Below are 20,651 nucleotides of genomic sequence, written 5' to 3'. Positions count from 1 at the left end.
CGTCAGGGACGGCGCGGCGGACCTCGGTGCCGTGCTGGGGATCAGGCGCGTCAGTGCAGCGTGTCGACGTCGGCCTGCAACCGGTTGATCTCGTCCTTCAGGAGAAGCTTTCGCCGCTTCAGCTCCGCGATGCGAAGGTCGTCCTCGGACGGCCTCAGCGTCGCCTGGTGGATTTCCCGTTCGAGGGCTTCGTGCTTCCGGGTGAGCTGGCTCAGATGCGTCTGCAGCGACATGAGTCGTGTCTCCTGTCATCGTTCCGACCGGTCGAATCTCGCACATGTCGAGCCGGCTGTCGAAGGCAATCCTCAGCCTATGCCTCACGAATGCTTGCCGCTCGGGCGTGCCTGACGCATGCTCGCTCCAGGCACGCGGCGGGTTTCGAAGGCGACGATGACGGTTGAGTTGGTCCCGGATGAGCAGTCCGAACTGGACGTCGAGCTGGCGCGGCTGAGGCAGGAGCACCGCGACCTCGACGACGCCATCGACGCCCTCGAGCGCAACGTCGCCGGCGATCAGCTGCAGATCCAGCGGCTGAAGAAGCGCAAGCTCACGCTGCGCGACCGGATCGCCTTCGTCGAGGACCAGATCACCCCCGACATCATCGCCTGATGCCGGTGGATGCCGCCGCGCCTCGCCTTGCCGCGTCGGGCCCGCGCCTGTAAGCGGCGAGCTTGCCAGCGGCGGATTCAGGCTCACGGGCTTCCTTCGCGCAGAGAATGGGTTTGACGCGGATGGTGCCGGCGCCTGCGGTCGCGATCATCATGGGCAGCCAGTCCGACTGGGCGACCATGCGGCACGCCGCCGAGACGCTCGACGCGCTCGGCGTCGCCCATGACGCGCGCATCGTCTCGGCGCATCGCACGCCGGACCGGCTGGTGGCCTTCGCCAAGGGCGCGAAGGCGGCCGGCTTCCAGGTGGTGATCGCGGGCGCCGGCGGTGCCGCGCACCTGCCCGGCATGGCCGCCGCGATGACGAGCCTTCCGGTCTTCGGCGTGCCGGTTGAATCCAAGGCGCTGTCAGGACAGGACAGCCTGCTCTCGATCGTGCAGATGCCGGCCGGCATTCCGGTGGGGACGCTGGCGATCGGCCGGGCCGGCGCGATCAACGCCGCGCTCCTGGCGGCCGCCGTGCTCGCGCTGTCCGATGCCGACCTCGCCGCCCGCCTCGATGCGTGGCGCGCGGCCCAGACCGCATCCGTCGCCGAACGGCCGGAGACCGAGACCCCGTGACCACGAAGACCATCGCGCCCGGCAGCACCCTCGGCATCGTCGGGGGCGGCCAACTCGGCCGCATGATCGCGCTCGCGGCGGCGAATCTCGGCCTCAAGGTCCACGTCTACTGCCCCGACGCCGACAGCCCGGCCTTCGACGTCGCGGCCGCGACCACCTGCGCGGCCTACGACGACTCCGAGGCGCTGGCGCGGTTCGCGCGAAGCGTCGACGTGGTCACCTACGAGTTCGAGAACATCCCGCGCGAGACCGCCGACCTGCTGGCGGCGCACGCGCCGCTTCACCCGAGCGCCTCGGCGCTGGCGACAACGCAGGACCGGCTGTCGGAGAAGGACTTCATCAACCGCCTCGGCATCCCGACGGCGCCGTTCCGCGCCGTCGACACGCCGGACGACTTCGCCCGTGCGCTCGACGCCATCGGCCGCCCGGCGGTGCTGAAGACCCGCCGGTTCGGCTACGACGGCAAGGGCCAGCGCATCATCCGGACGGAGGCCGAATCGGATCGCAACGCGATCTTCGCCGAGTTCGGCGGCGCGGCGCTGATCCTCGAAGGCTTCGTCGCGTTCGAGCGCGAGGTCTCGGTGGTGGCCGCGCGCTCGGCCGACGGAAGCTTCGCCGCCTTCGACCTGTGCGAGAACGAGCACCGCAACCACATCCTGGCCGTCACCCGCGCGCCGGCGCCGGGGATCGCGCCGGAGACGGCGCAGGCCGCCTTCGCCATCGCCAGGACGATCGCCGACGCCCTCGACTACGTCGGGGTGCTCGCCGTCGAGATGTTCCTGGTGCGCGAGGCCGACGGCGGCGAGCGGCTCGTCGTCAACGAGATCGCGCCGCGGGTGCACAATTCCGGGCACTGGACGATCGAGGGCGCCGCGACCTCGCAGTTCGCCCAGCACGTGCGCGCGGTCTGCGGCTGGCCGCTCGGCGATCCGTCCCGCCCCGGCGGACTGCGCGCCGAGATGCGCAACCTCATCGGTGACGAGGTTTCGGGCTGGCGGTCGCTGCTGGCCGAGCCCGGCGCGCATCTGCATCTCTACGGCAAGGGCGAAGCCCGGCCCGGCCGCAAGATGGGCCACGTCACCCGCCTCGAGCCCTGAAATCCGATGCATCCGCACAACAGCGGATGCTTCGCGTGCGCTCTGCTCCCAAGATCGCAAGGTCTTTTCCAGTCGAGCCATATGTTCGCCACATCGGCCCGCATCAACGGGTCCGTCGCCCGTGCTTAAGCGGGCGTTCACCGCGATGCGCGAACGTGCCGGAGCCTACGCGACCGGATCGGACCGGTTCCGTGTCGGCCGCGCCGCTCGGGGTGCGTGGATCAAGGTTCGGGCGTGCTGCAGACTTGAGCACCGTGCCGAGGGGAATGGGGCGATGACGTCAGACAGCGTGCGGTTTCAACGGTCGGCCCTGCTCGGCCTCGCTGCGCTCGCGAGCGTGGCGCTCGCCGGCTGCGAGACCGTGGGGAGCGCTGCCGGCCCGCGGCAATTCGCGGTGCTCGAGGCGGACACCACGGGCGCGACCAACGTCAACATCGCCTCGCTGACCGAGGTGGTGCAGCGCAACCCGAACGACGCCGCCGCCTACAACACCCGCGGCGCGGCCTATGCCCGCGCGGGCCAGTTCAACGACGCGATCGGCGACTTCACCAAGGCGGTGCAGATCGACCCGAATTCCGGCTCGGCCTACAACAACCGCGCGCTGGCCTATCGCCAGACCGGCCGCAACGACGCGGCGCTGCAGGACTTCACCAAGGCGATCGCCTCCGACCCGAATTACGGCCCCGCCTATATCGGCCGCGCCAACGTGCTGCGGGCGCAGGGCGACCTCGACGGCGCGATGAGCGACCTCAACGTGGCGATCCGTCTGATGCCCGAATCGGCCGAGGCGTATCATGCCCGCGGCCTGGTCCGGCAGAAGCAGGGCCAGAACACCGCCGCCATTGGCGACTTCGACGCCGCGATCGACCGCAATCCCTTCGTCAGCGCGCCCTACGCCGCCCGCGGCCAGAGCCTGATCGCCACGAACCAGTACGACAAGGCGATCGAGGACTACAACGCGGCCCTCAACGTGAACAACAAGGACGCGACCTCCTGGGCCTATCGCGGCCTCGCCTACGAGAAGTCGAACCGCAAGAAGGAAGCGATGGAGAACTACCAGCGCGCCTCCACCATCGACCCGAGCAACCCGATCGCCCGCCAGGGCCTCGGCCGGGTTCAGGGCGGCGTCGGCTCGCTGTTCAACTGAAGCCCGGGGTTTGCTCGAACGAAGAACGCCGCGCGAGAGCGCGGCGTTCTTCGTTTCGGATCGCGATGACTACCACCGCGCGAACAGCCGAGACAACCAAGACCGTAGGGTGAAAGCGACAGGAAACTGACGACCTTTGCCGCCATCGGGCCGAGGAACACCTATGGCGCCGGCGCTCGAAACCTGTCACACTTCGTCGGATGCCGTACTTCTACTGTCATCTACGTGGCCCGAGCGGTTATGAACGCGACGAGATCGAGCTGGAATTCGCCGACCTCGATGCGGCGTATCTGGAGGTCTGCCGCGCCATCCTCGACATGGCGGCGGAGCTGGCACGGTCCGGCCACGACCCGATGCCCTACGCCTTCGAGATCACGGATAACGACGGCCTCCTGCTCATGGACGTCCCGTTCCGCGAGATGCTGAGCAAGGGTCTCCGAAGCAGGCGTCGGCTTCTTCCCGTCTCGTCGGCTACGCAGCGCCGCGAGATGGTGCGGGCGGTGCATCTGCGCGCAGCCGTCTCCGACTCGATCGATCGCCTGAGCCAGACGATCCGCATGTCCCAGCTGATCGTCGCCCGGTCGCGCGCGAGCGGCGCGGCCGATCCATGGGGCGCCTCGCCGCGATCGGGTGCCGTCGCCTCTTAGGTCATGTCACGCCGAGCGCAGGGCGGCGATGCCGTCGGCCAGCGCGTCCACCTGCGCCGCGTCGTGCGCCGCCGAGAACGCCACCCGCAGCCGCGCGGTGCCGGCCGGGACGGTCGGCGGCCGGATCGCCACCACGAGGAAGCCCTGCGCTTCGAGGGCGGCCGAGCGCGCGAGCGCGGCCTGCGCCTCGCCGACCATCACCGGCACCACGGCGCTTTCGGCCTCCGGCAATCCGAGCCGCGCGGTGAAGCGGCGGGCGAGCGCCAGGGGCTTGGCACCCCGCTCCGGCTCCGCCTCCAGGATCGCCAGCGCTTCGAGGGCGGCGGCCGCGGAGGCCGGCGGCAGCCCGGTGGTGTAGACGAAGCTGCGGGCGCGGCTGGTGAGCAGGTCGATCACCGCCTGCGACGCGCAGAGATAACCGCCGTAGGAGCCGAGCGACTTCGACAGGGTGCCCATCTCCAGCGGCGCCCGCGGGCCGCCTTCGACGACGCCGAGCCCGTGCGCGTCGTCCACCAGCGTCCAGGCGTCGTGGGCGTCGCCGAGCCCGAGGATGTCGCCGAGCGGCGCGCGGTCGCCGTCCATGCTGAACACCCGCTCGGTCAGGATCATCGCCCGGCGATGCTGCGCGCGATGCGCCGAAAGCAGGCGGCCGAGGTCGGCGACGTCGTTGTGCCGGAACGTCAGGATCGTCGCGCCCGAGATCCGCGCACCGCCCCACATGCAGGCATGGGCGAGCGCGTCGACGAGGATGAGGTCGCCCGCACCGACCAGCGCCGGGGTGATCCCGAGGTTGGCGAGGTAGCCGCTGCCGAACACCAGCGCCGCCTCGGTGCCCTTGTGCGCGGCGAGCCGCGCTTCGAGCGCGGTCAGCAGCGGATGGTTGCCGGTCACCAGCCGCGACCCGCCGGAGCCGGCGCCGTAGGCGGCGACGGCAGCTTGCGCGGCCGCGATCACCCGCGGGTCGTGGCTCAGGCCGAGATAATCGTTGCAGGAGAACGAGACGAGCCGGCGCGCGCCGCGCTCGGCCATCGCGTCGGCGGCGCGGATCGTCGGCACCAGGCGGCGGCGGAGAGCGGCGGCATCCAGGCCGGAAAGCTTGTCGCGGGCGAAGGATTCGAGGCTCGACATCGGGCCTCAAAGCCCCGCGGCGCCGGCCGGAGTCAAGTCCGGCGTCGCGCCCGGTTGACCGTCGCGCGGCATGCCCGCATCGATCTGCGGATGCCGACCGACGATCCGAGCGCCGCGCCCCTGTGGCGCCCCTACACGCAGATGAAGCATGCGGCGCCGCCGCTGGAAGCGGTGCGCACGCACGGCTCGCGCATCGTGCTCGCCGACGGGCGGGCGCTGGTCGACGGCATCGCCTCGTGGTGGACGGCGGTGCACGGCTACAACCATCCCCACATCGCCGCGGCCGTCTCCGAGCAGCTCGGCACCATGCCCCACGTGATGTTCGGCGGGCTGACGCACGCCCCGGCCGAGCGTCTGGCGCGCCGGCTCGCCGGCTTGCTGCCCGGCGACCTGAACCACGTGTTCTTCACCGATTCCGGCTCGGTCGCCGTCGAGGTCGCCTTGAAGATGGCGGTGCAGCTCTGGCTGAACCGCGGCGAGGCCGGCCGCACCCGCATCCTCGCGTTCCGCGGCGGCTACCACGGCGACACGGTCGGGGCGATGTCGGTCTGCGACCCCGAGGAGGGCATGCACCGCCGCTTCGGCGCCTTCCTGCCGAGCCAGCTCTTCTCCGACCTGCCGCGGACCGAGGCGGAGGCGGCCGCCCTCGACGGCATCCTCGCGCGCCACCGCACCGAGCTCGCCGCGGTGATCGTCGAGCCGCTGGTGCAGGGTGCGGGCGGCATGCGGATGCATCCGCCCGAGGTCTTGGCGACGATCGCGCGCCTCGCCCGCCGCCACGGCCTGCCGCTGATCGTCGACGAGATCTTCACCGGCTTCGGCCGCACCGGCACGCTGTTCGCCTGCGAGCAGGCCGGCATCGTGCCCGACATCCTGTGCCTGTCGAAGGCGCTGACCGGCGGCACGATGGCGCTCGCGGCCACGATCGCCACCGGCGAGGTGTTCTCCGCATTCTGGTCGGACGATCCCGGCGCCGCGCTGATGCACGGACCGACCTTCATGGCCAACCCGCTCGCCTGCGCGGCCGCCGATGCCAGCCTCGACCTGTTCGCGCGCGAGCCGCGGCTCGAGCAGGCCCGCGCGATCGGCACGCGCCTCGCGGAAGGGTTCGAACCGCTCCGTGGGCGGCCGGGCATCGCCGACATCCGCACGCTCGGCGCGATCGGCGTGGTGCAGTTCGCCGAGCCGCCCGACCTCGCGACGCTCAAGGCGCGGCTCGTGGAGCGCGGCGTCTGGGTGCGCCCGTTCGGCGACGTCGTCTACCTGACGCCGGCGCTGACCATCGGCCGGGACGACCTCGACCACCTGATCGAATCCGTCGTCTCGGTCGTCGGATCGGTCTCGATCTCGAGCTGATCGAGCGCTGTCGGCAACCCCGCCCGGCACTGCAACCGGAACGCCCCTCTGCCGTTGGACATCCAGGATGAGGGTGCGGCGGGGGGCGTGTCCCGGCGACGCTCCCGGACCGAAACGCTGGAGATGCATATCGTGACGAGCGAGCAGACGAGTCCCCAGGAAGACCGGCCCGTGATCCTCCTCGTCGAGGACGAGGCGCTGACCATCATGGATCTCGGCGACGTTCTCGAGGGTGGCGGCTACGAGACGGTGCAATGCGCATCGGCCGAGCGGGCGATGAGCATCCTTCAGGCGCGGCCGGACATCTGCGGCCTCGTCACCGACGTGGAGCTCTCGGGCAAGGCCAACGGCTTCGACCTCGCCAGCTCCGTCGCCGAGGCGCGGCCGAAGCTGCCGATCCTGATCGTCTCCGGCCGCGCCGCGCCCGACCCGGCCCGGATGCCGGCCGGCGCGCACTTCATCGCCCGCCCGTGCAGCGGCGAGGACATCCTCGACCAGCTCCGCCGCCTCATGCCCTGCTGAGGCCTCATGCCCTGCTGAGCAGGGGATCGCCGCCCCGACCGTCATCCCAGCTTCACACGCCCGAGGCACAGCCGGCCGCGAACGAGGCCGGTCCCGTTTCCGGGGCCGGATTTTCGGCGTGTTCGGTCGTGCAGCGCGGGGTATGGGATGTCAGCGGCGGACGAGATCCCGGCAGCCGCGCCGGTCATCGAGAACCCGGGGCTGCCCGTGAACGGCAAGGCGAAGAACCGGAAGGACGCGCGGCCCGCTCCCGACGCGGCGCGGATCAAGCGCAAGAGCCGCGACGCCTCGGCTGAGCGCCCCGGTGAGGTCCCGGCTCCGAGCCCCGAAACGGCGGCCGCGAAGCGGCCCGGATCGAAGCCACCGGGCGCCAAGAGCGTCGGCTGGGCGCTGGTCCAGGCGGCGCGCCTGCATCGTGCCCGCATCGGCGACCGGCTGGCGACGCTCGACCTGTTCGCCGGCCAGGAGCAGGTCGTGCAGGTGCTCGCGGCCTCCGGCACGATGACGATGGGCGACCTCGCCGCGACCTTGCGCGTGCGCCCGCCGACCGCATCGAAGACGATCTCGCGGCTCGCCGCCCTCGGCTTCGTCGAGCGGCGCGCGGAGGCCGGTGACGGGCGCATCGTGCGCGTGCGCCTCACCGAGGCGGGCCTCGCCAAGGCGGAGGCGATCGAGGGCATCTGGGACGCAGTCGAGGCGGAGCTGCTCGCCGGCCTCGACAACAAGGAGCGGCGACGCCTGCGCAAGCTCCTGCGCAAGGCCGCCAAGGGACTCGCCGAGGCCGGTGGGCTGACCGGGCACGAGACCGAGGCCGATGCGGAGATCGAGGCCGACGAGGACGAAGCCGACGCGCTCGCCCCGATCCCGGCGCACTGACACGGCACCGTTCGGAGCCGCTGCGCACGATGGCCGCGGGCGATACGCTGCGGGCACGCCCACGCCCCTCGCCGTCGCCGTCGTGATCGCCGCACGCCTTGCCGGACCCACCGTCGCCGGCGATGCGATGCCGAGGCGGGTCGGGGCCTGCGCGACGACGGTGATTCCCGTGATCGGGAGGCGCTTCGGCGCTCCGCTGAGGAGACCCAACAGCAAGGCCACCAACGACGGCACCGGCGTCGAGCTTGGAAACGGCGTCCACGGCGTGTCGAACGACTTCGACCCGGCGGTCGCGAACGCGAAGGTCGGCGACCCTAGGGAGACCTGCCCGGTCTCGATCCCGAAGGGCGACGACCGCGGCAAGGTCTTCACGACGACCAACCTGCGCACGAAGGATTTCCGGCCGCTCGGCGATTCCCGGCACCTGTGCGGCGGCGCCTGACCGGACCGCCGCGAGGGCAGGTCCGGCCCGGCGAGCTAGGTCCTGCCCGGCGACGGCGAGTCGCCTATCGCCCGAGCGGCTGGATGCTGTTGGCGATCGCCTTGAGCTGTGCCGCGTACTTCGTCTCGCCGGCGGGCGAGCCCCAGTAGGACAGCATGCCGACCTTGGTCTCCGACAGCACGATGACCGACAGGCTCACCTTGGTCGGGCCGTCCTTGTCGACGCCGTCCCAGCCGAGATCGACCACGTCGAAGCCGTTGATCTTGGCTTCGGACTTCTTCTGCGACTTCGGATCGATCTTCACACCGCTCTCGGCGAAGAACTTCACGCCTTCGACGATGGCGTTCTCGAGGTTCTTAAGGTTCTGCACCTCGAAAGCGACGTAGATCGACGTATCCGGGGACGTCGCCTGGGCACCCTTCTCGATTTCCTCGGGCGACCACGCGTTCGGGAGGTCGATCGTCACGATCGGCTTGGTGTCGGGCAGCTCGAACGGCTTCGCCGACGCGGTGGATGCTGGGTTTGCGAAAAGGAATCCAAGAACCGCCGTCGTCGCAATGATGTTTCTCAAGACAACCTCCCCCGTCGCCGATCGCGGCGCGCGCGAAGAGCCGTGGACGACGGTGCATCGAGAGTCGAGGGGCCTCGGAAAGGTCATGCACCGCCGAGATCGATCCGGCGCGGTCGGCGATCCGCAACCCTGGCACGAGTCCCGCATGGTGCATGGCGATCCATGCGTGCGCGCCCTCGCGGCGGGCGCCGAAACGACGGATCATCCCGAATGATATGACGGGCGGTTGACCCGGTGCCGTTTTCTTAGGCATCCAAGGGTCGTCGATCCCGCCAAGACCGGTCGCTTCAGGGAGTTGCGTTTGTCGATGTCACGGATCCGGACGTTCGCGGCCGCCGCTGGCCTTGCCCTGGCCTTCGGGATGGCGCCGGCCCAGGCGGCCAACGTCTTCCGCTTCGCCTTCCAGGGCGACATCAAGTCCCTCGATCCGTATTCGCTGAAGGAAAGCTTCACGATCGGCATGCACGCCGCGGTCTATGAGGCGCTGATCACCCGCGACAAGGATCTCAACCTCGCGCCCGGCCTCGCCGAATCGTGGGAGACGCCGGAGCCGACGCGCTGGCGCTTCCACCTGCGCAAGAACGTCAGCTTCCACGACGGCTCGCCCTTCACCGCCGACGACGTGCTGTTTTCCGCCGACCGGGTCCGGGCCGCCGGATCGAGCTTCACCACCAACATCCCGTCCGACGCCAAGTTCGTGAAGGTCGACGACCACACCGTCGACATGGTGCTGTCGAAGCCCAACCCGATCGCGGTCTACCAGTTCTCGACCTGGTACATCATGTCGAAGGCCTGGGCGGAGAAAAACAACGCCGTCGCGCCCTCGCCCGTGAGCGCGGCATCGCCGAGCTACGCCACCCTGCACGAGAACGGCACCGGCCCGTTCGTCATCACCGAGCACCAGCCCGGCGTCCGCACCATCTTCAAGAAGTTCCCCGGCTACTGGGGCAAGGTCGAGTCGAACCTCGACGAGGCGGTGTTCACCACGATCTCGAACGACGCCACCCGCGTCGCGGCCCTGCTCGGCGGCGAGGTCGACTGGATCGACCCGGTGCCGCTGCAGGATCAGCAGCGCGTCAACGCCAGCGGCAACGCCACGGTGATGACCGGGCCGGAGCTGCGCACGATCTTCCTCGGAATGGATCAGGTCCGCGACGAGCTCAAGGATTCGAGCGTCAAGGGCAAGAACCCGTTCAAGGACGTGCGCGTGCGCGAGGCGATGTACCTCGCCATCGACGAGGACACGATCGCCAAGCGCGTCATGCGCGGGCAGGCGACGCCGACCGCCCTGATGATCGCGCCCTCGCTCTACGCGCGCTCGGCCGAGTTCAAGCGCCCGGCGACGGACGCGAAGCGGGCCAAGGCCCTGCTCGCCGAGGCCGGCTACCCGGACGGCTTCACCGTCCCGATGGATTGCCCGAACGATCGCTACGTCAACGACGAGGCGATCTGCCAGGCGGTCGTGTCGATGTTGGCCCGCGTCGGCGTGAAGGTGAACCTCAACGCCCAGCCGAAGGCCAAGTACTTCGCCAAGGTGCTGGCGCCGAACTACGACACCGCGTTCTACCTGCTGGGCTGGACGCCGTCGTCGCAGGACAGCCACAACATCCTCTACGAGATGGTCGGCTGCCGGACCGATCCGAAGTCGAGCCGCGGCGGCTGGAACCTCGGCGGCTACTGCAACACCAAGCTCGACGCCATCGCCGACCAGGTCGAGGGCGAGACCGATCAGGCCAAGCGCGACGCCGAGATCAAGGAGGGCTTCGAGATCCTGCAGAAGGACTGGGCCGTCATCCCGCTGCACCAGCAGGCGCTGGCCTGGGGCGTCTCGAAGACGGTGACGCTGACGCAGCGGCCCGACAACCTCCTGCTGCTCTACTGGGTGTCGAAGAAGCCTTGATGCGCGGCGTGAACGGTTGACCCGATGCTCGCCTTCATCCTCCGCCGCCTGCTGCAATCGGTCGTGGTCCTGGCCGTCGTCGGGGTGATCGCGTTCTCGATGTTCCGCTTCGCCGGCGACCCGGTGAACCAGATCGTCGGCGTCGACACCCCGGTCTCGGAGCGGGCCGAGATCCGCAGGAACCTCGGGCTCGACGACTCCGTCGCGGTGCAGGCGGCGCGCTACGCCGCCAACGTGCTGCGAGGCGATTTCGGGATCTCGTACCAGTTCCGCCAGCCGGTCTCGCACCTGCTGGCGGAGCGGATGCCCGCGACCCTCGAGCTGGCGCTGTGCGCCACGATCTTCGCCCTCGTCGTCGGGATCCTGATGGGGGTCTACTGCGCGCTGCACCGCGAGACGGCGCTGGCCAAGCTCTTCCTGGCGATCTCGCTCGCCGGCGTCAGCCTGCCGACCTTCCTAATCGGCATCCTGCTGATCTTCCTGTTCTCGGTGACGCTCGGCTGGCTGCCGTCGTTCGGCCGCGGCGACACCGTGCGCCTCGGCTGGTGGACCACCGGCTTCCTCACGGTCTCGGGGCTCCGTGCCCTGATCCTGCCCTCGATCACCCTGGGGCTATTCCAGATGACGCTGATCATGCGGCTCGTCCGCGCCGAGATGCTGGAGGTGCTGCGCGCCGACTACATCCGCTTCGCCCGGGCGCGCGGCCTCACCACCCGCTCGATCCATTTCGGGCATGCGCTGAAGAACACCCTCGTCCCGGTCATCACCATCGCCGGGCTTCAGCTCGGCTCGGTGATCGCCTTCTCGATCATCACCGAGACGGTGTTCCAGTGGCCGGGCATGGGCCTGCTCTTCGTGCAGGCGGTGCAGAACGTCGACATCCCGATCATGGCCGCCTACCTGCTGCTGGTCGCGGCGATCTTCGTGGCGATCAACCTCGCGGTCGACGTGCTCTACACGATCGTCGACCCGCGCCTGCGGCTGGCGGGGCGCACCGCATGAGCGCCCTCGCCGCGACGTCCTCGCGCTGGGCGCGGTTCCTCGATTCCGACGTCTTCGCGAGCTTCCGCCGCTCGAAGCTGGCGATGGCGGCGCTCGCCGTCACGGTGCTGTTCTTCGCGCTCGCCATCGCCGCGCCGTGGATCTCGCCGCAGAATCCCTACGATCCGGCCGAGCTCGACCTGATCAACTCAAACCTGCCGCCGATCTGGTCGGCGGAGGGGCAGGCGCCGTTCCTGATCGGCACCGACGACCAGGGCCGCGACGTACTCTCGGCCGTCTTCTACGGCCTGCGCCTCTCGCTCGTCGTCGGCCTTCTCGGCGTGCTCGTCTCGGGAGGCCTCGGCCTCGCGCTCGGGCTGATCGCCGGCTACTTCGGCGGCCTCGTCGACACGGTCATCATGCGCGTCGCCGACGTGCAGCTGACCTTCCCGGCGATCCTGATCGCGCTGGTCGTCGACGGCGTGGCGAAGGCTGCGGCCGGCGGCGGCCTCGACACCAACGCGACCATCGGGCTGATCGTCGTCTCGATCGGGCTGTCATTCTGGGTGCAGTACGCCCGCACCGTCCGTTCCTCGGTGATGGTCGAGAAGAACAAGGACTACGTCCAGGCCGGGCGCCTGATCGGGCTGTCGTCGCCCGTGATCATGGTCCGCCATGTCCTGCCGAACGTGCTGGGACCGGTCTTCGTCATCGCGACGATCAACCTCGCGCTGGCGATCATCACCGAGGCGACGCTGTCGTTCCTCGGGACCGGCCTGCCCGAGACCATGCCGTCGCTGGGCACGCTGATCCGCACCGGCAACCGCTTCCTGTTCTCCGGCGAGTGGTGGATCGTCGCCTTCCCCGGCCTGGCGCTCGCCGGGCTGGTGCTGGCGATCAACCTGCTCGGCGACTGGCTGCGCGACGCGCTGAACCCGAAGCTGCAATGACAGAACCCGTCCTCTCCGTCCGCGACCTGCGCGTCGAGTTCGCGACGCGGCGCGGCATCCTGAAGGCGATCGACGGCGTGTCCTTCGACATCGCCCGCGGCGAGATCCTCGGCGTCGTCGGCGAATCCGGCGCCGGGAAATCGGTGACCGGCGCGGCGGTGATCGGCCTGATCGACCCGCCCGGCCGGATCAGCGGCGGCGAGATCCGGCTCGGCGGCGAACGCATCGACGACCTGCCGCCCGAGCGGCTGCGCCGCATCCGGGGCCGGCGCATCGGCATGATCTTCCAGGACCCGCTGACCAGCCTCAACCCGCTCTACCGCATCGGACGGCAGATCATCGAAACCGTGCAGACGCATACCGACCTCTCGGCCAGGGCCGCGCGGACGCGGGCGATCGACCTGCTCGCCGAGGTCGGCATCCCGGCGCCCGAGCGGCGGATCGACGGCTATCCGCACGAGTTCTCCGGCGGCATGCGCCAGCGCGTAGTGATCGCCCTCGCGCTGGCGGCCGAGCCTGAGCTGATCATCGCCGACGAGCCGACGACGGCGCTCGACGTCTCGGTGCAGGCGCAGATCATCACACTGCTCAAGCGCCTCGGGCGCGATCACGGCACCGCCGTGATGCTGATCACCCACGACATGGGCGTGATCGCCGAGGCGGCCGACCGGGTCGCGGTGATGTATTCCGGCCGCATCGCCGAGATCGGCCCGGTCCGTGCCGTGGTCGGCGACCCTCTGCATCCCTACGCCAAGGGCCTGATGGGCGCGATCCCGACCCTGACGCAGGAGACCGGGCGGCTGGCGCAGATCCCCGGTGCGATGCCGCGCCTGACCGCGATTCCCGCCGGCTGCGCCTTCAACCCGCGCTGCCCGAAGGTGTTCGACCGCTGCCGCGTCGAGCGCCCCGACCCGATCCCGGTGGGCGGGCACCGCGTCGCCTGCCACCTCTACGATCGCGCCGAGGTGGCGGCATGAGCGCGCCCGCGCCGTACGTCGAGGTCGAGGGCCTGCGACGGCTGTTCGACGTGTCGAAGCCGTGGCTCAACCGGATGATCGAGCGGCAGCCGAAGCAGTGGCTGAAGGCGGTCGACGGCGTCGCCTTCACGATCGAGCGCGGCGAGACCTTCGCCCTGGTCGGCGAATCCGGCTCCGGCAAGTCGACAGTCGCGCGCATGGTGGTCGGCCTCCTTCCGCCGAGCGCGGGCGACGTCCGCATCACCGGCGTCTCGATGACCGATCCGGCGCAGAATGCGGCCCGCCGCCGGCTGCGGCGACGCATCCAGATGGTGTTCCAGGATCCCTACGCGTCGATGAACCCGCGCTGGCGTGTCGGACGGATCGTCGCCGAGCCGATCCGGGCCTTCGACCTGATCCGGGGCGAGGCGGCGATCGCCGACCGCGTCGGGGAGCTGCTCACGCTGGTCGGCCTGCATCCCGACGACCGGGTGAAGTACCCGCACGCCTTCTCCGGCGGGCAGCGCCAGCGCATCGCCATCGCCCGCGCGCTCGCCTCGGAAGCGGAGTTCCTGGTCGGCGACGAGCCGACCTCGGCGCTCGACGTTTCGGTGCAGGCTCAGATCCTCAACCTGATGCGCGACCTGCAGGACCGGCTCGGGCTGACCTACCTGTTCATCAGCCACAACCTCGCCGTGGTGCGCCACATGGCGACGCGGATCGGCGTGATGTATCTCGGCCGCGTCGTCGAGATCGGCGGCGGGCGCGAGCTGTTCACGCATCCGAAGCATCCCTACACCCGGATGCTGCTCGACGCGGTGCCCGATATCGGCCTGACCGGGCGGCAGCGCACGCCGGTCTCCGGCGAGATCCCCAACCCGATCGACCCGCCGCCGGGCTGCAGCTTCAACCCGCGCTGCCCCTTCGCCGACGACCGCTGCCGGGCCGAGGTGCCGGCGCTGATCGATGGCGTCGCCTGCCACGCCTATCAGGAAGGGCGGCTGACCTGACCGCCTGCCCGATGGAGTTCCGATGACATCCAGCGCGCCGTCCGACATCCTCGAAATGAGCGCGGTCGCGCTGTCCGCCGCGATCCACCGGAAGGCGGTGTCCTGCGTCGAGGTGATGCAAGCCGCGCTCGCGCGGATCGCGCGGCTGAACCCGGCGGTGAACGCGATCGTCGCGCTGCAGGACCCGGGCCGCCTGATCGCGGAAGCCGCGGAGCGCGACGCCCGCCTCGCCCGCGGCGAGAGCGCCGGCCCGCTCCTCGGGTTTCCCCTGGCGGTGAAGGACTTCGATGCGGTCCGCGGCCTGCCGTTCACGCAAGGCTCGCCGATCTTCCGCGACCGGATCGCACCGGCCGACTCGATCATGGCGGGACGGCTTCGCCGCGGCGGCGCCGTGTTCATCGGCAAGACCAACGTCCCGGAATTCGGCCTCGGCTCGCACACCTTCAACCCGGTCTACGGCGCCACCGCCAACGCCTACGACCAGAGCAGGTCCGCGGGCGGCTCGAGCGGCGGCGCCGCGGTATCGGTGGCGTTGCGCATGCAGCCGGTGGCCGACGGCAGCGACCATGCCGGCAGCCTTCGCAACCCGCCGGCCTTCAACAACCTGTTCGGCCTGCGCACCAGCTACGGCCGGATCCCGATCGCCGCACCGGACGTGTTCACGCCGGGCTTCGGCGTCTCCGGCGCGATCGGCCGCTCGCCGGCCGATATCGGCCTGATGCTGTCGGTTCAGGCCGGCGCCGACCCGCGCGTGCCATTCTCGATCCCGCAGGATCCGGCGATCTTCGCCGAGGACCTGAAGCGCGATTTTTCCGGCACGCGGATCGCGTGGCTCGGCGACCTCGACGGGCAGCTGCCCTTCGATCCCGGGGTGCTGGAATGCGGGGTCGAGGCGCTATCGGCCTTCGAGGCGGTCGGCTGCCGCGTCGAGCACGCCCGGCCCGCCTTCGACATGGAGCGGCTGTGGCAGGACTACGTCCTGCTGCGCGCCTGGATGAATGCGTCGAGCCTCCGCCCGCTCTACGACGACCCGGCGCACCGCGCCCTGCTCAAGCCCGAGGCGATCTGGGAGGTCGAGCGGGGATTGGCCCTCACCGCCGACCAGATCAGGTCGGCGCAGGAGGGCCGCACCGCCTGGTACGAGGCCGTGCGGACCTTCATGGCGCGCTTCGACTTCCTGGTGATGCCGAGCGCGCAGGTGTTCCCGTTCGCGATCGGCCTCGATTGGCCGAAAGAGGTCGGCGGCCGCACGATGGATACCTATCACCGCTGGATGCAGGTGGTGATCCCGGCGACCATGAGCGGCCTGCCCTCCCTGAACGTTCCGGCCGGGTTCGGCCCCGGCGGGCTGCCGACCGGCATCCAGATCGTCGGCCCCAACCAGGGCGAGCTGGCTTGCCTGCAGCTCGGAGCCGCCTACGACGCGGCGGCCGGCTGGGTCTCGCGCCGGCCGCCGCCGCTGCTCGGGGCATGATCCCGACCCTTCGACCCGAAGCCCTGCAATCCTGAGACGCACCGGACGCGATCACCCGTTCGGCCGGTTGCAAGCGTTCGTTGCGGCGCGGACACAATCGGGGTTTTTGCGGCCGCGACGGGATGAAACGCGGGCGGAGCGCGGTTCGGCGTGTCTATAAGATCGGCCATGAGCAATGCGGTTCGCCCCTCCTCGAAGCCGCGTGCGGCTTATCTCGCCCTCCCCCTCGCGATCGCCCTCGGCGGATCGGCCCTCGCCGCCGACCTCGGCGCGATCATGCCGCGGGCAGTGCCGACCTTCGCGCAGGTCGATCCCGACACCTGGATCGTGACCCTGACCGGCAACCTCCAGTTCACGCCGCGCTATCCCGGCTCGGAGGACTACACGGTGATCGGCTACCCGGCGATCGACGTGCGCCGCGCCGGCGAGCCGCGCCGCTTCTCCGCGCCGGACGACGGGTTCAGCTTCTCGCTCTACGACAACGCGGTGTTCCGCATCGGCCCGACCGCGCGTTTCGTGCCGGGCCGCTACTACGGCGACGATCGCCGGCACCTGTTCGGTTTCCGCGATGCGCGCTTCGCCGTCGAGCCGGGCCTGTTCATCGAGTTCTACCCGATCCCGTCGATCCGCACGCGGGTGGAAGTCCGGCAGGGCGTGTACGGGCACCACGGCACCGTCGGCTCGGTCGGGGCGGACTACATCCTGCCGGTCGACCGCTTCCAGTTCTCGATCGGACCGCGCCTGAACATCGGCGACGCCTCCTACGCGCGGAAGTACTTCGGCGTCACCGCCGACGAAGCCGCCGTGAACGGTCGCGTCGCCGCCTACGACCCCGGCAGCTTCTTCTCCGCGGGCGTGCTCGGCGCGGTCACCTACACCCAGGACGCGACCTGGGCCTATACCGGCTACGCCGGCTACTCGCGCATCCTCGGCTCCTCCGGCGACAGCCCGCTGGTGCGGCGCCCGTTCGGCAACCCGGACCAGTTCCTGTTCGGCCTGAAGGTCGACTACTCCTTCGCCACGCGGTCCTGGTTCTGAGCGCGCGCCGACCGTCGGCGCGTCCGGCAGACGGCCCCTCCTGCCGCACCGACGTCCGAGGCGGCTCGCCGGCGACAGTGGGCGTCGGCCGGAGCGTCGGGCGCCTGCATCAAGAACCGTGAGGCTCGGCAGCCATGGAGGCCGATCGCCCACGGGCGGTGACTTAGCTTCGCGTCCGCACGCCAAGCTCATCGATCGCCTGCATTGACCCGCAGGCCGGTCTCGGGCGACACGACCCGATGCAATCCTTCTTCCGCGTCACGGCCTGGCTCGTGGTGGCCGCGCTCGTCTTCGTCACCCTGTCGCCGATCGACCTGCGGCCGTCCGTGGCGCCCGCGAACGTCGAGCGCGCGCTCGCCTACGGCGCGCTCGGGATGCTGTTCGCCCTCGCCTATCCGCGCCGATGGCTCGTCGTCCTCGTCGGCGTCGTCGCCCTCGCGGCCATCCTGGAGCTCGGGCAGGGTCTCACCCTGACCCGGCACGGCCGCCTCGCCGATTTCGTCGTCAAGGGCGGCGCGGCGATGCTCGGGACCGGCCTCGCCATCGCCACCACCACGCTCGTGTCGCGCCGCGCACGCTCCTAGAACGCAGCGGTTAAGCCGCTTGCACCCGGGCGACGCGGCGGGTACAGCACGCCACCCGGTCGAACCGTCCGCCGCCCGCGCGATGCGCGGCGCCGACGCTTGCCGGGCACGGAGGGGTGGCCGAGTGGTTGAAGGCGCACGCCTGGAAAGTGTGTATACCGGAAACGGTATCGCGGGTTCGAATCCCGCTCCCTCCGCCAATACCTCTCATAAATGATTGTTTTTACTAGAGAATTTCTGGCTTCTTACTACCTGCCCCACTACAGGCCCCTGTTTGCTGCCAGCGTTCGCGCGTGCAAATAACTGCGTTGCTGCATTTTAGATATAAAGTACCCTCTGGGAGGTATCGTTGCTGGCTTCAAAGTTGTTTGACGTTGCAAATGATATAAAATTAGAGGCTGATAGAAACAATTTAATTACTTTATTGCAACAAGCAAGAAACTTATCGGCCACAAGGGGGTCTATGAGTGAAAATAATTACCGATCTGAGGCGCAGAAGCTACGTAGCGCCGCTAGAGATATTTTAGAGCACAACATATTTAATGATTATCCGAAAGATGTATTTCTAAAGCTAAGATCCAGCGATATATCGGCGCTTTTACCCGATAGAATTGCGAATTTGATACTATCTGCAATTCCTGCAGTGAACATGAGCCAGGCTGCGGCATCCTCTGAATTCGATATATACATAAACGAAGCATCAAACATATACAACCAAGTCAGCGGTTTTCTTGTATTCTCCGATTCGATTGGCATCGAACGTTATGAACTCCAATCTAGTACATCTTCACTCGAACTAGAACTACCTAGATCTGGTTTTGATAACGAACTAACGCCACTTGCCGGCAAGCTTGTGTTATTCGATAGGTTCTTCAAAAGCATGGGGGAGCTATCTACCGGCACAAGATCTGCTCCGAGCATTGTGTACATATCTACCACAGATCCTGCATTCTTTATGGAATGGCTGCCAATTGCAGTTGGCGCTGTTCTAGCGGTCTACACTCCATTGCTCGATGCGGCAGAAAGAACAGTCAACGTATTAAAAACAATCAAAGATCTCTTAGGTGTTGGTGCGGACGAGTCTCAAGCTTCGGCGATCAGAGATAAGCTTAAAGACAGGAACGAAGAAACGACGAAACAGAAGATTCACCAGCATTTGGACAATGTAGTTTCCCCGGTCGAAGAACCCCGCCTTACGGAATTAAAGGCTGAAATTACGATCCACGCAGTTCTGATCGTTCACGAGATAGCGCAAGGAGCCCGAATATCTCGAGGTACTGGTGATCATGGCCAGAATATTCCACCTATTGTTGGTGTGGATGGCACAGAAGTCAGCACTCCGAAGCAAGTGGAGTATCAGCGACTGATGGAGACTAGGCTTAATACTCTATTCGAATCGATGGAAGATAAGCAGGCTCTTCTGCAAGATCTACGCTCTACAGAGAAAAAGTAGATCCTCAGTCCTCGAATAGTTATGTACATTTCTGATCGACAATCGGGATGGTCCAAGCGGCGAGGTGCTTGAAGGGGCCGGCGATGATGCCCTCGGGTGCCTTCCCGGCCCATCCGAGCGGCGTTTTGATCGCGAGGACCGGCCCGCCTGGCTGCATGACGATCCCGACGTCACCGGGGACCGGGCTGTCCGTCTCGGCGAAGCCTGCATCCCGCATGAGATCGCGGACCATCTGCACGAAGCCGCCGCGGGCCGTGATGTGCCGGAGCGCGCCGAAGGCGGTACCGTACCTGCCCCGCAATGGGGCGGCCGGATCGATGCCGGTCCGCGCCTTCATCCAATCCGCCGGGAACAGGCAGCAATCAGAGTGCCCCCAGACGAAGGGCTCGGCGGCGGCTGCCGCCAGATGGTCGGCGAGCCTCATGCGGCGATCATCTGGCCGATGACGTCGGGCCACCGCTCCACCACTCGCGTGCTGATCTCATCGCGCGTCACAACGGTGTGCTGCATGAAGCCGCCCACAATGGACTCGCCGAGCGTCTCGCGAAGCGGCATGCGAAGAGCGCGCTGCGCTCGCATGAGAGATGCGGCTTCATCTTCCGTGATCGCGTCGGGCTTCAACAGGTCGAGGCCCCGGCGCGCTAAACCCGGCACGAGTTGCGGCGGGTTTGGATTGATGAACCGCCATGCCTCGCCGCGCTGCCACGCCTCTAGGCCGCCGGGAATGCCTTCGGAGGTGACGACGTGCGCTGTGATCCTCTGCCGGCGCTCAGACCATCCGGCCCAGGCGAAAGACGATTGCGTTAGTCGATCGTCACCAAAGGGGTGGTTGCGCAGCGCTTCGACCGCGCCGTCGCACAAGTCGTCATAAGATGCGAACCGAGCCGCCAAGTGGAGCATGACCACGAGTTGAAGGTCTGACGGTCCCGCCACCGCTACTGCCGCCGGGACGCCGCCTAGAACGACCACCTTCGATGCGATGGAATCGAGCGTGCCATCCGGTCGGAGGTAAGCGCCATCGCTCCAGATGTCCGCCCGGCTCTCTTCGCAGAAGATGTTAAGCGCGGTCATCGTGCCACCTGCAGGATGGTCGGATGCGCCACCACGCCGGCCGTGAGCGCGAAAGATGCGATGGACGCATAGGAAATGGTGGCCGTGCCAATCGTGATGACGCCCTCTCCCACAACGTAGGTCGCGAGCAGCGGCGTGAGGAACGGGTCTGCCTTGGCGAAGCCGGGCCCGAGGACGGCCAACCACACCACGGCTGCGAGTAATGTCTTCCGCATGATG

General features: G+C 68.4%; 25 protein-coding genes and 1 tRNA gene. 20 read left to right on the top strand and 6 right to left on the bottom strand.

The genetic code is table 11. The annotated features are described in order from the left end of the window. Nucleotides 1-50 precede the first annotated feature (50 nt). A complete protein-coding gene (locus ACFZ8E_RS06435; RefSeq protein WP_147725554.1) occupies nucleotides 51-233 on the bottom strand; it encodes a YdcH family protein in 183 nt (60 codons plus the stop codon). Between the two features lie 157 nt (nucleotides 234-390). Between ACFZ8E_RS06435 and ACFZ8E_RS06430 the strand changes: the two genes are divergently transcribed. From ACFZ8E_RS06430 to ACFZ8E_RS06410, 5 genes are all read left to right on the top strand, one after another. Further along, nucleotides 391-609 carry a YdcH family protein gene (locus ACFZ8E_RS06430; protein WP_147725555.1) on the top strand — a complete coding sequence of 73 codons (219 nt, stop codon included), beginning with the start codon at nucleotides 391-393 and terminating at the stop codon, nucleotides 607-609. A gap of 122 nt (nucleotides 610-731) precedes the next feature. Further along, on the top strand, nucleotides 732-1,229 hold the full coding sequence (purE, locus tag ACFZ8E_RS06425) for a 5-(carboxyamino)imidazole ribonucleotide mutase (RefSeq protein WP_405042363.1): 498 nt from the start codon (nucleotides 732-734) through the stop codon (nucleotides 1,227-1,229). Continuing rightward, entirely contained in the window at nucleotides 1,226-2,326 is a 1,101-nt protein-coding gene (locus tag ACFZ8E_RS06420) for a 5-(carboxyamino)imidazole ribonucleotide synthase (RefSeq protein ID WP_244028685.1), read from the top strand. The genes purE and ACFZ8E_RS06420 overlap by 4 nt, the downstream gene beginning before the upstream one ends. 274 nt (nucleotides 2,327-2,600) lie before the next feature. Continuing rightward, entirely contained in the window at nucleotides 2,601-3,473 is an 873-nt protein-coding gene (locus ACFZ8E_RS06415) for a tetratricopeptide repeat protein (RefSeq protein WP_147725558.1), read from the top strand. A 200-nt stretch (nucleotides 3,474-3,673) separates the two neighbouring features. Next, complete coding sequence (locus ACFZ8E_RS06410; RefSeq protein ID WP_405042362.1) at nucleotides 3,674-4,120, top strand: DUF6894 family protein; 447 nt, start codon at nucleotides 3,674-3,676, stop codon at nucleotides 4,118-4,120. 6 nt (nucleotides 4,121-4,126) lie between these two features. On the opposite strand, the gene ACFZ8E_RS06405 is transcribed toward ACFZ8E_RS06410, so the two are convergent. Then, complete coding sequence (locus ACFZ8E_RS06405) at nucleotides 4,127-5,248, bottom strand: aminotransferase class I/II-fold pyridoxal phosphate-dependent enzyme (RefSeq protein ID WP_405042361.1); 1,122 nt, start codon at nucleotides 5,246-5,248, stop codon at nucleotides 4,127-4,129. 90 nt (nucleotides 5,249-5,338) lie between these two features. Here ACFZ8E_RS06405 and ACFZ8E_RS06400 point away from each other — a divergent pair, with 90 nt between their 5' ends. The 4 genes from ACFZ8E_RS06400 (at nucleotide 5,339) to ACFZ8E_RS06385 (ending at nucleotide 8,444) form a co-directional block, all read left to right on the top strand. Beyond that, the gene (locus ACFZ8E_RS06400; RefSeq protein ID WP_405042360.1) at nucleotides 5,339-6,604 is read left to right on the top strand and encodes an adenosylmethionine--8-amino-7-oxononanoate transaminase; all 1,266 of its coding nucleotides are present in this window, start codon (nucleotides 5,339-5,341) and stop codon (nucleotides 6,602-6,604) included. 123 nt (nucleotides 6,605-6,727) lie between these two features. Next, nucleotides 6,728-7,126, top strand: coding sequence for a response regulator (locus tag ACFZ8E_RS06395; protein WP_147725563.1), 399 nt, complete (start codon nucleotides 6,728-6,730; stop codon nucleotides 7,124-7,126). Nucleotides 7,127-7,273: 147 nt separating this feature from the next. After that, nucleotides 7,274-8,002 carry a MarR family winged helix-turn-helix transcriptional regulator gene (locus tag ACFZ8E_RS06390; RefSeq protein ID WP_243935401.1) on the top strand — a complete coding sequence of 243 codons (729 nt, stop codon included), beginning with the start codon at nucleotides 7,274-7,276 and terminating at the stop codon, nucleotides 8,000-8,002. Between the two features lie 169 nt (nucleotides 8,003-8,171). Beyond that, the gene (locus ACFZ8E_RS06385) at nucleotides 8,172-8,444 is read left to right on the top strand and encodes a hypothetical protein (protein WP_405042359.1); all 273 of its coding nucleotides are present in this window, start codon (nucleotides 8,172-8,174) and stop codon (nucleotides 8,442-8,444) included. Between the two features lie 64 nt (nucleotides 8,445-8,508). Here ACFZ8E_RS06385 and ACFZ8E_RS06380 read toward each other — a convergent pair whose 3' ends face one another. After that, on the bottom strand, nucleotides 8,509-8,910 hold the full coding sequence (locus tag ACFZ8E_RS06380) for a hypothetical protein (protein WP_405042358.1): 402 nt from the start codon (nucleotides 8,908-8,910) through the stop codon (nucleotides 8,509-8,511). Between the two features lie 10 nt (nucleotides 8,911-8,920). Between ACFZ8E_RS06380 and ACFZ8E_RS06375 the strand changes: the two genes are divergently transcribed. From ACFZ8E_RS06375 to ACFZ8E_RS06325, 11 genes are all read left to right on the top strand, one after another. Then, nucleotides 8,921-9,229: a hypothetical protein gene (locus tag ACFZ8E_RS06375; protein WP_405042357.1), complete on the top strand. Its 309-nt coding sequence runs from the start codon at nucleotides 8,921-8,923 to the stop codon at nucleotides 9,227-9,229. A gap of 93 nt (nucleotides 9,230-9,322) precedes the next feature. Next, entirely contained in the window at nucleotides 9,323-10,915 is a 1,593-nt protein-coding gene (locus ACFZ8E_RS06370; RefSeq protein ID WP_405042356.1) for an ABC transporter substrate-binding protein, read from the top strand. Between the two features lie 24 nt (nucleotides 10,916-10,939). Next, a complete protein-coding gene (locus ACFZ8E_RS06365) occupies nucleotides 10,940-11,917 on the top strand; it encodes an ABC transporter permease (RefSeq protein WP_243945806.1) in 978 nt (325 codons plus the stop codon). Further along, on the top strand, nucleotides 11,914-12,846 hold the full coding sequence (locus ACFZ8E_RS06360) for an ABC transporter permease (RefSeq protein WP_405042355.1): 933 nt from the start codon (nucleotides 11,914-11,916) through the stop codon (nucleotides 12,844-12,846). Before ACFZ8E_RS06365 ends, ACFZ8E_RS06360 begins: the two co-directional genes overlap by 4 nt. After that, nucleotides 12,843-13,823, top strand: coding sequence for an ABC transporter ATP-binding protein (locus ACFZ8E_RS06355; RefSeq protein WP_147858105.1), 981 nt, complete (start codon nucleotides 12,843-12,845; stop codon nucleotides 13,821-13,823). The genes ACFZ8E_RS06360 and ACFZ8E_RS06355 overlap by 4 nt, the downstream gene beginning before the upstream one ends. Next, nucleotides 13,820-14,812, top strand: coding sequence for an ABC transporter ATP-binding protein (locus ACFZ8E_RS06350; protein WP_147841391.1), 993 nt, complete (start codon nucleotides 13,820-13,822; stop codon nucleotides 14,810-14,812). The genes ACFZ8E_RS06355 and ACFZ8E_RS06350 overlap by 4 nt, the downstream gene beginning before the upstream one ends. Before the next feature lie 22 nt (nucleotides 14,813-14,834). Then, a complete protein-coding gene (locus tag ACFZ8E_RS06345; protein WP_405042354.1) occupies nucleotides 14,835-16,286 on the top strand; it encodes an amidase in 1,452 nt (483 codons plus the stop codon). 168 nt (nucleotides 16,287-16,454) lie between these two features. After that, entirely contained in the window at nucleotides 16,455-17,324 is an 870-nt protein-coding gene (locus tag ACFZ8E_RS06340; protein WP_243935265.1) for a MipA/OmpV family protein, read from the top strand. Between the two features lie 239 nt (nucleotides 17,325-17,563). Next, on the top strand, nucleotides 17,564-17,908 hold the full coding sequence (locus tag ACFZ8E_RS06335) for a hypothetical protein (protein WP_147841394.1): 345 nt from the start codon (nucleotides 17,564-17,566) through the stop codon (nucleotides 17,906-17,908). Nucleotides 17,909-18,018: 110 nt separating this feature from the next. Next, nucleotides 18,019-18,108: transfer RNA gene (locus ACFZ8E_RS06330), tRNA-Ser, on the top strand. Between the two features lie 149 nt (nucleotides 18,109-18,257). After that, nucleotides 18,258-19,361, top strand: a complete 1,104-nt coding sequence (locus ACFZ8E_RS06325) for a hypothetical protein (RefSeq protein WP_405042353.1) — start codon at nucleotides 18,258-18,260, stop codon at nucleotides 19,359-19,361. 19 nt (nucleotides 19,362-19,380) lie between these two features. Here ACFZ8E_RS06325 and ACFZ8E_RS06320 read toward each other — a convergent pair whose 3' ends face one another. Genes ACFZ8E_RS06320 through ACFZ8E_RS06310 form a run of 3 tightly spaced genes read right to left on the bottom strand, consistent with a single transcriptional unit; the run spans nucleotide 19,381 to nucleotide 20,647 of the window. After that, nucleotides 19,381-19,785 (bottom strand): DUF6950 family protein, encoded by a 405-nt coding sequence (locus tag ACFZ8E_RS06320; protein ID WP_405042352.1) that lies wholly within the window; start codon nucleotides 19,783-19,785, stop codon nucleotides 19,381-19,383. Continuing rightward, nucleotides 19,782-20,432 (bottom strand): hypothetical protein, encoded by a 651-nt coding sequence (locus ACFZ8E_RS06315; protein ID WP_405042351.1) that lies wholly within the window; start codon nucleotides 20,430-20,432, stop codon nucleotides 19,782-19,784. Before ACFZ8E_RS06315 ends, ACFZ8E_RS06320 begins: the two co-directional genes overlap by 4 nt. Continuing rightward, nucleotides 20,429-20,647 carry a hypothetical protein gene (locus ACFZ8E_RS06310; RefSeq protein WP_405042350.1) on the bottom strand — a complete coding sequence of 73 codons (219 nt, stop codon included), beginning with the start codon at nucleotides 20,645-20,647 and terminating at the stop codon, nucleotides 20,429-20,431. The genes ACFZ8E_RS06315 and ACFZ8E_RS06310 overlap by 4 nt, the downstream gene beginning before the upstream one ends. Between the last annotated feature and the right edge of the window lie 4 nt (nucleotides 20,648-20,651).

The organism is Methylobacterium sp. HMF5984 (assembly GCF_045033435.1).
Lineage (GTDB): Bacteria > Pseudomonadota > Alphaproteobacteria > Rhizobiales > Beijerinckiaceae > Methylobacterium.
This window is presented reverse-complemented; position numbering and strand designations above follow the sequence as displayed.

Coding starts and splice junctions, on each gene's coding strand:
- ACFZ8E_RS06435 (WP_147725554.1), bottom strand. CDS start 233: ATGTCGCTGCAGACGCATCTGAGCCAGCTCACCCGGAAGCACGAAGCC.
- ACFZ8E_RS06430 (WP_147725555.1), top strand. CDS start 391: ATGACGGTTGAGTTGGTCCCGGATGAGCAGTCCGAACTGGACGTCGAG.
- purE (WP_405042363.1), top strand. CDS start 732: ATGGTGCCGGCGCCTGCGGTCGCGATCATCATGGGCAGCCAGTCCGAC.
- ACFZ8E_RS06415 (WP_147725558.1), top strand. CDS start 2,601: ATGACGTCAGACAGCGTGCGGTTTCAACGGTCGGCCCTGCTCGGCCTC.
- ACFZ8E_RS06410 (WP_405042362.1), top strand. CDS start 3,674: ATGCCGTACTTCTACTGTCATCTACGTGGCCCGAGCGGTTATGAACGC.
- ACFZ8E_RS06405 (WP_405042361.1), bottom strand. CDS start 5,248: ATGTCGAGCCTCGAATCCTTCGCCCGCGACAAGCTTTCCGGCCTGGAT.
- ACFZ8E_RS06400 (WP_405042360.1), top strand. CDS start 5,339: ATGCCGACCGACGATCCGAGCGCCGCGCCCCTGTGGCGCCCCTACACG.
- ACFZ8E_RS06395 (WP_147725563.1), top strand. CDS start 6,728: ATGCATATCGTGACGAGCGAGCAGACGAGTCCCCAGGAAGACCGGCCC.
- ACFZ8E_RS06390 (WP_243935401.1), top strand. CDS start 7,274: ATGTCAGCGGCGGACGAGATCCCGGCAGCCGCGCCGGTCATCGAGAAC.
- ACFZ8E_RS06370 (WP_405042356.1), top strand. CDS start 9,323: ATGTCACGGATCCGGACGTTCGCGGCCGCCGCTGGCCTTGCCCTGGCC.
- ACFZ8E_RS06365 (WP_243945806.1), top strand. CDS start 10,940: ATGCTCGCCTTCATCCTCCGCCGCCTGCTGCAATCGGTCGTGGTCCTG.
- ACFZ8E_RS06360 (WP_405042355.1), top strand. CDS start 11,914: ATGAGCGCCCTCGCCGCGACGTCCTCGCGCTGGGCGCGGTTCCTCGAT.
- ACFZ8E_RS06355 (WP_147858105.1), top strand. CDS start 12,843: ATGACAGAACCCGTCCTCTCCGTCCGCGACCTGCGCGTCGAGTTCGCG.
- ACFZ8E_RS06350 (WP_147841391.1), top strand. CDS start 13,820: ATGAGCGCGCCCGCGCCGTACGTCGAGGTCGAGGGCCTGCGACGGCTG.
- ACFZ8E_RS06345 (WP_405042354.1), top strand. CDS start 14,835: ATGACATCCAGCGCGCCGTCCGACATCCTCGAAATGAGCGCGGTCGCG.
- ACFZ8E_RS06340 (WP_243935265.1), top strand. CDS start 16,455: ATGAGCAATGCGGTTCGCCCCTCCTCGAAGCCGCGTGCGGCTTATCTC.
- ACFZ8E_RS06335 (WP_147841394.1), top strand. CDS start 17,564: ATGCAATCCTTCTTCCGCGTCACGGCCTGGCTCGTGGTGGCCGCGCTC.
- ACFZ8E_RS06320 (WP_405042352.1), bottom strand. CDS start 19,785: ATGAGGCTCGCCGACCATCTGGCGGCAGCCGCCGCCGAGCCCTTCGTC.
- ACFZ8E_RS06315 (WP_405042351.1), bottom strand. CDS start 20,432: ATGACCGCGCTTAACATCTTCTGCGAAGAGAGCCGGGCGGACATCTGG.
- ACFZ8E_RS06310 (WP_405042350.1), bottom strand. CDS start 20,647: ATGCGGAAGACATTACTCGCAGCCGTGGTGTGGTTGGCCGTCCTCGGG.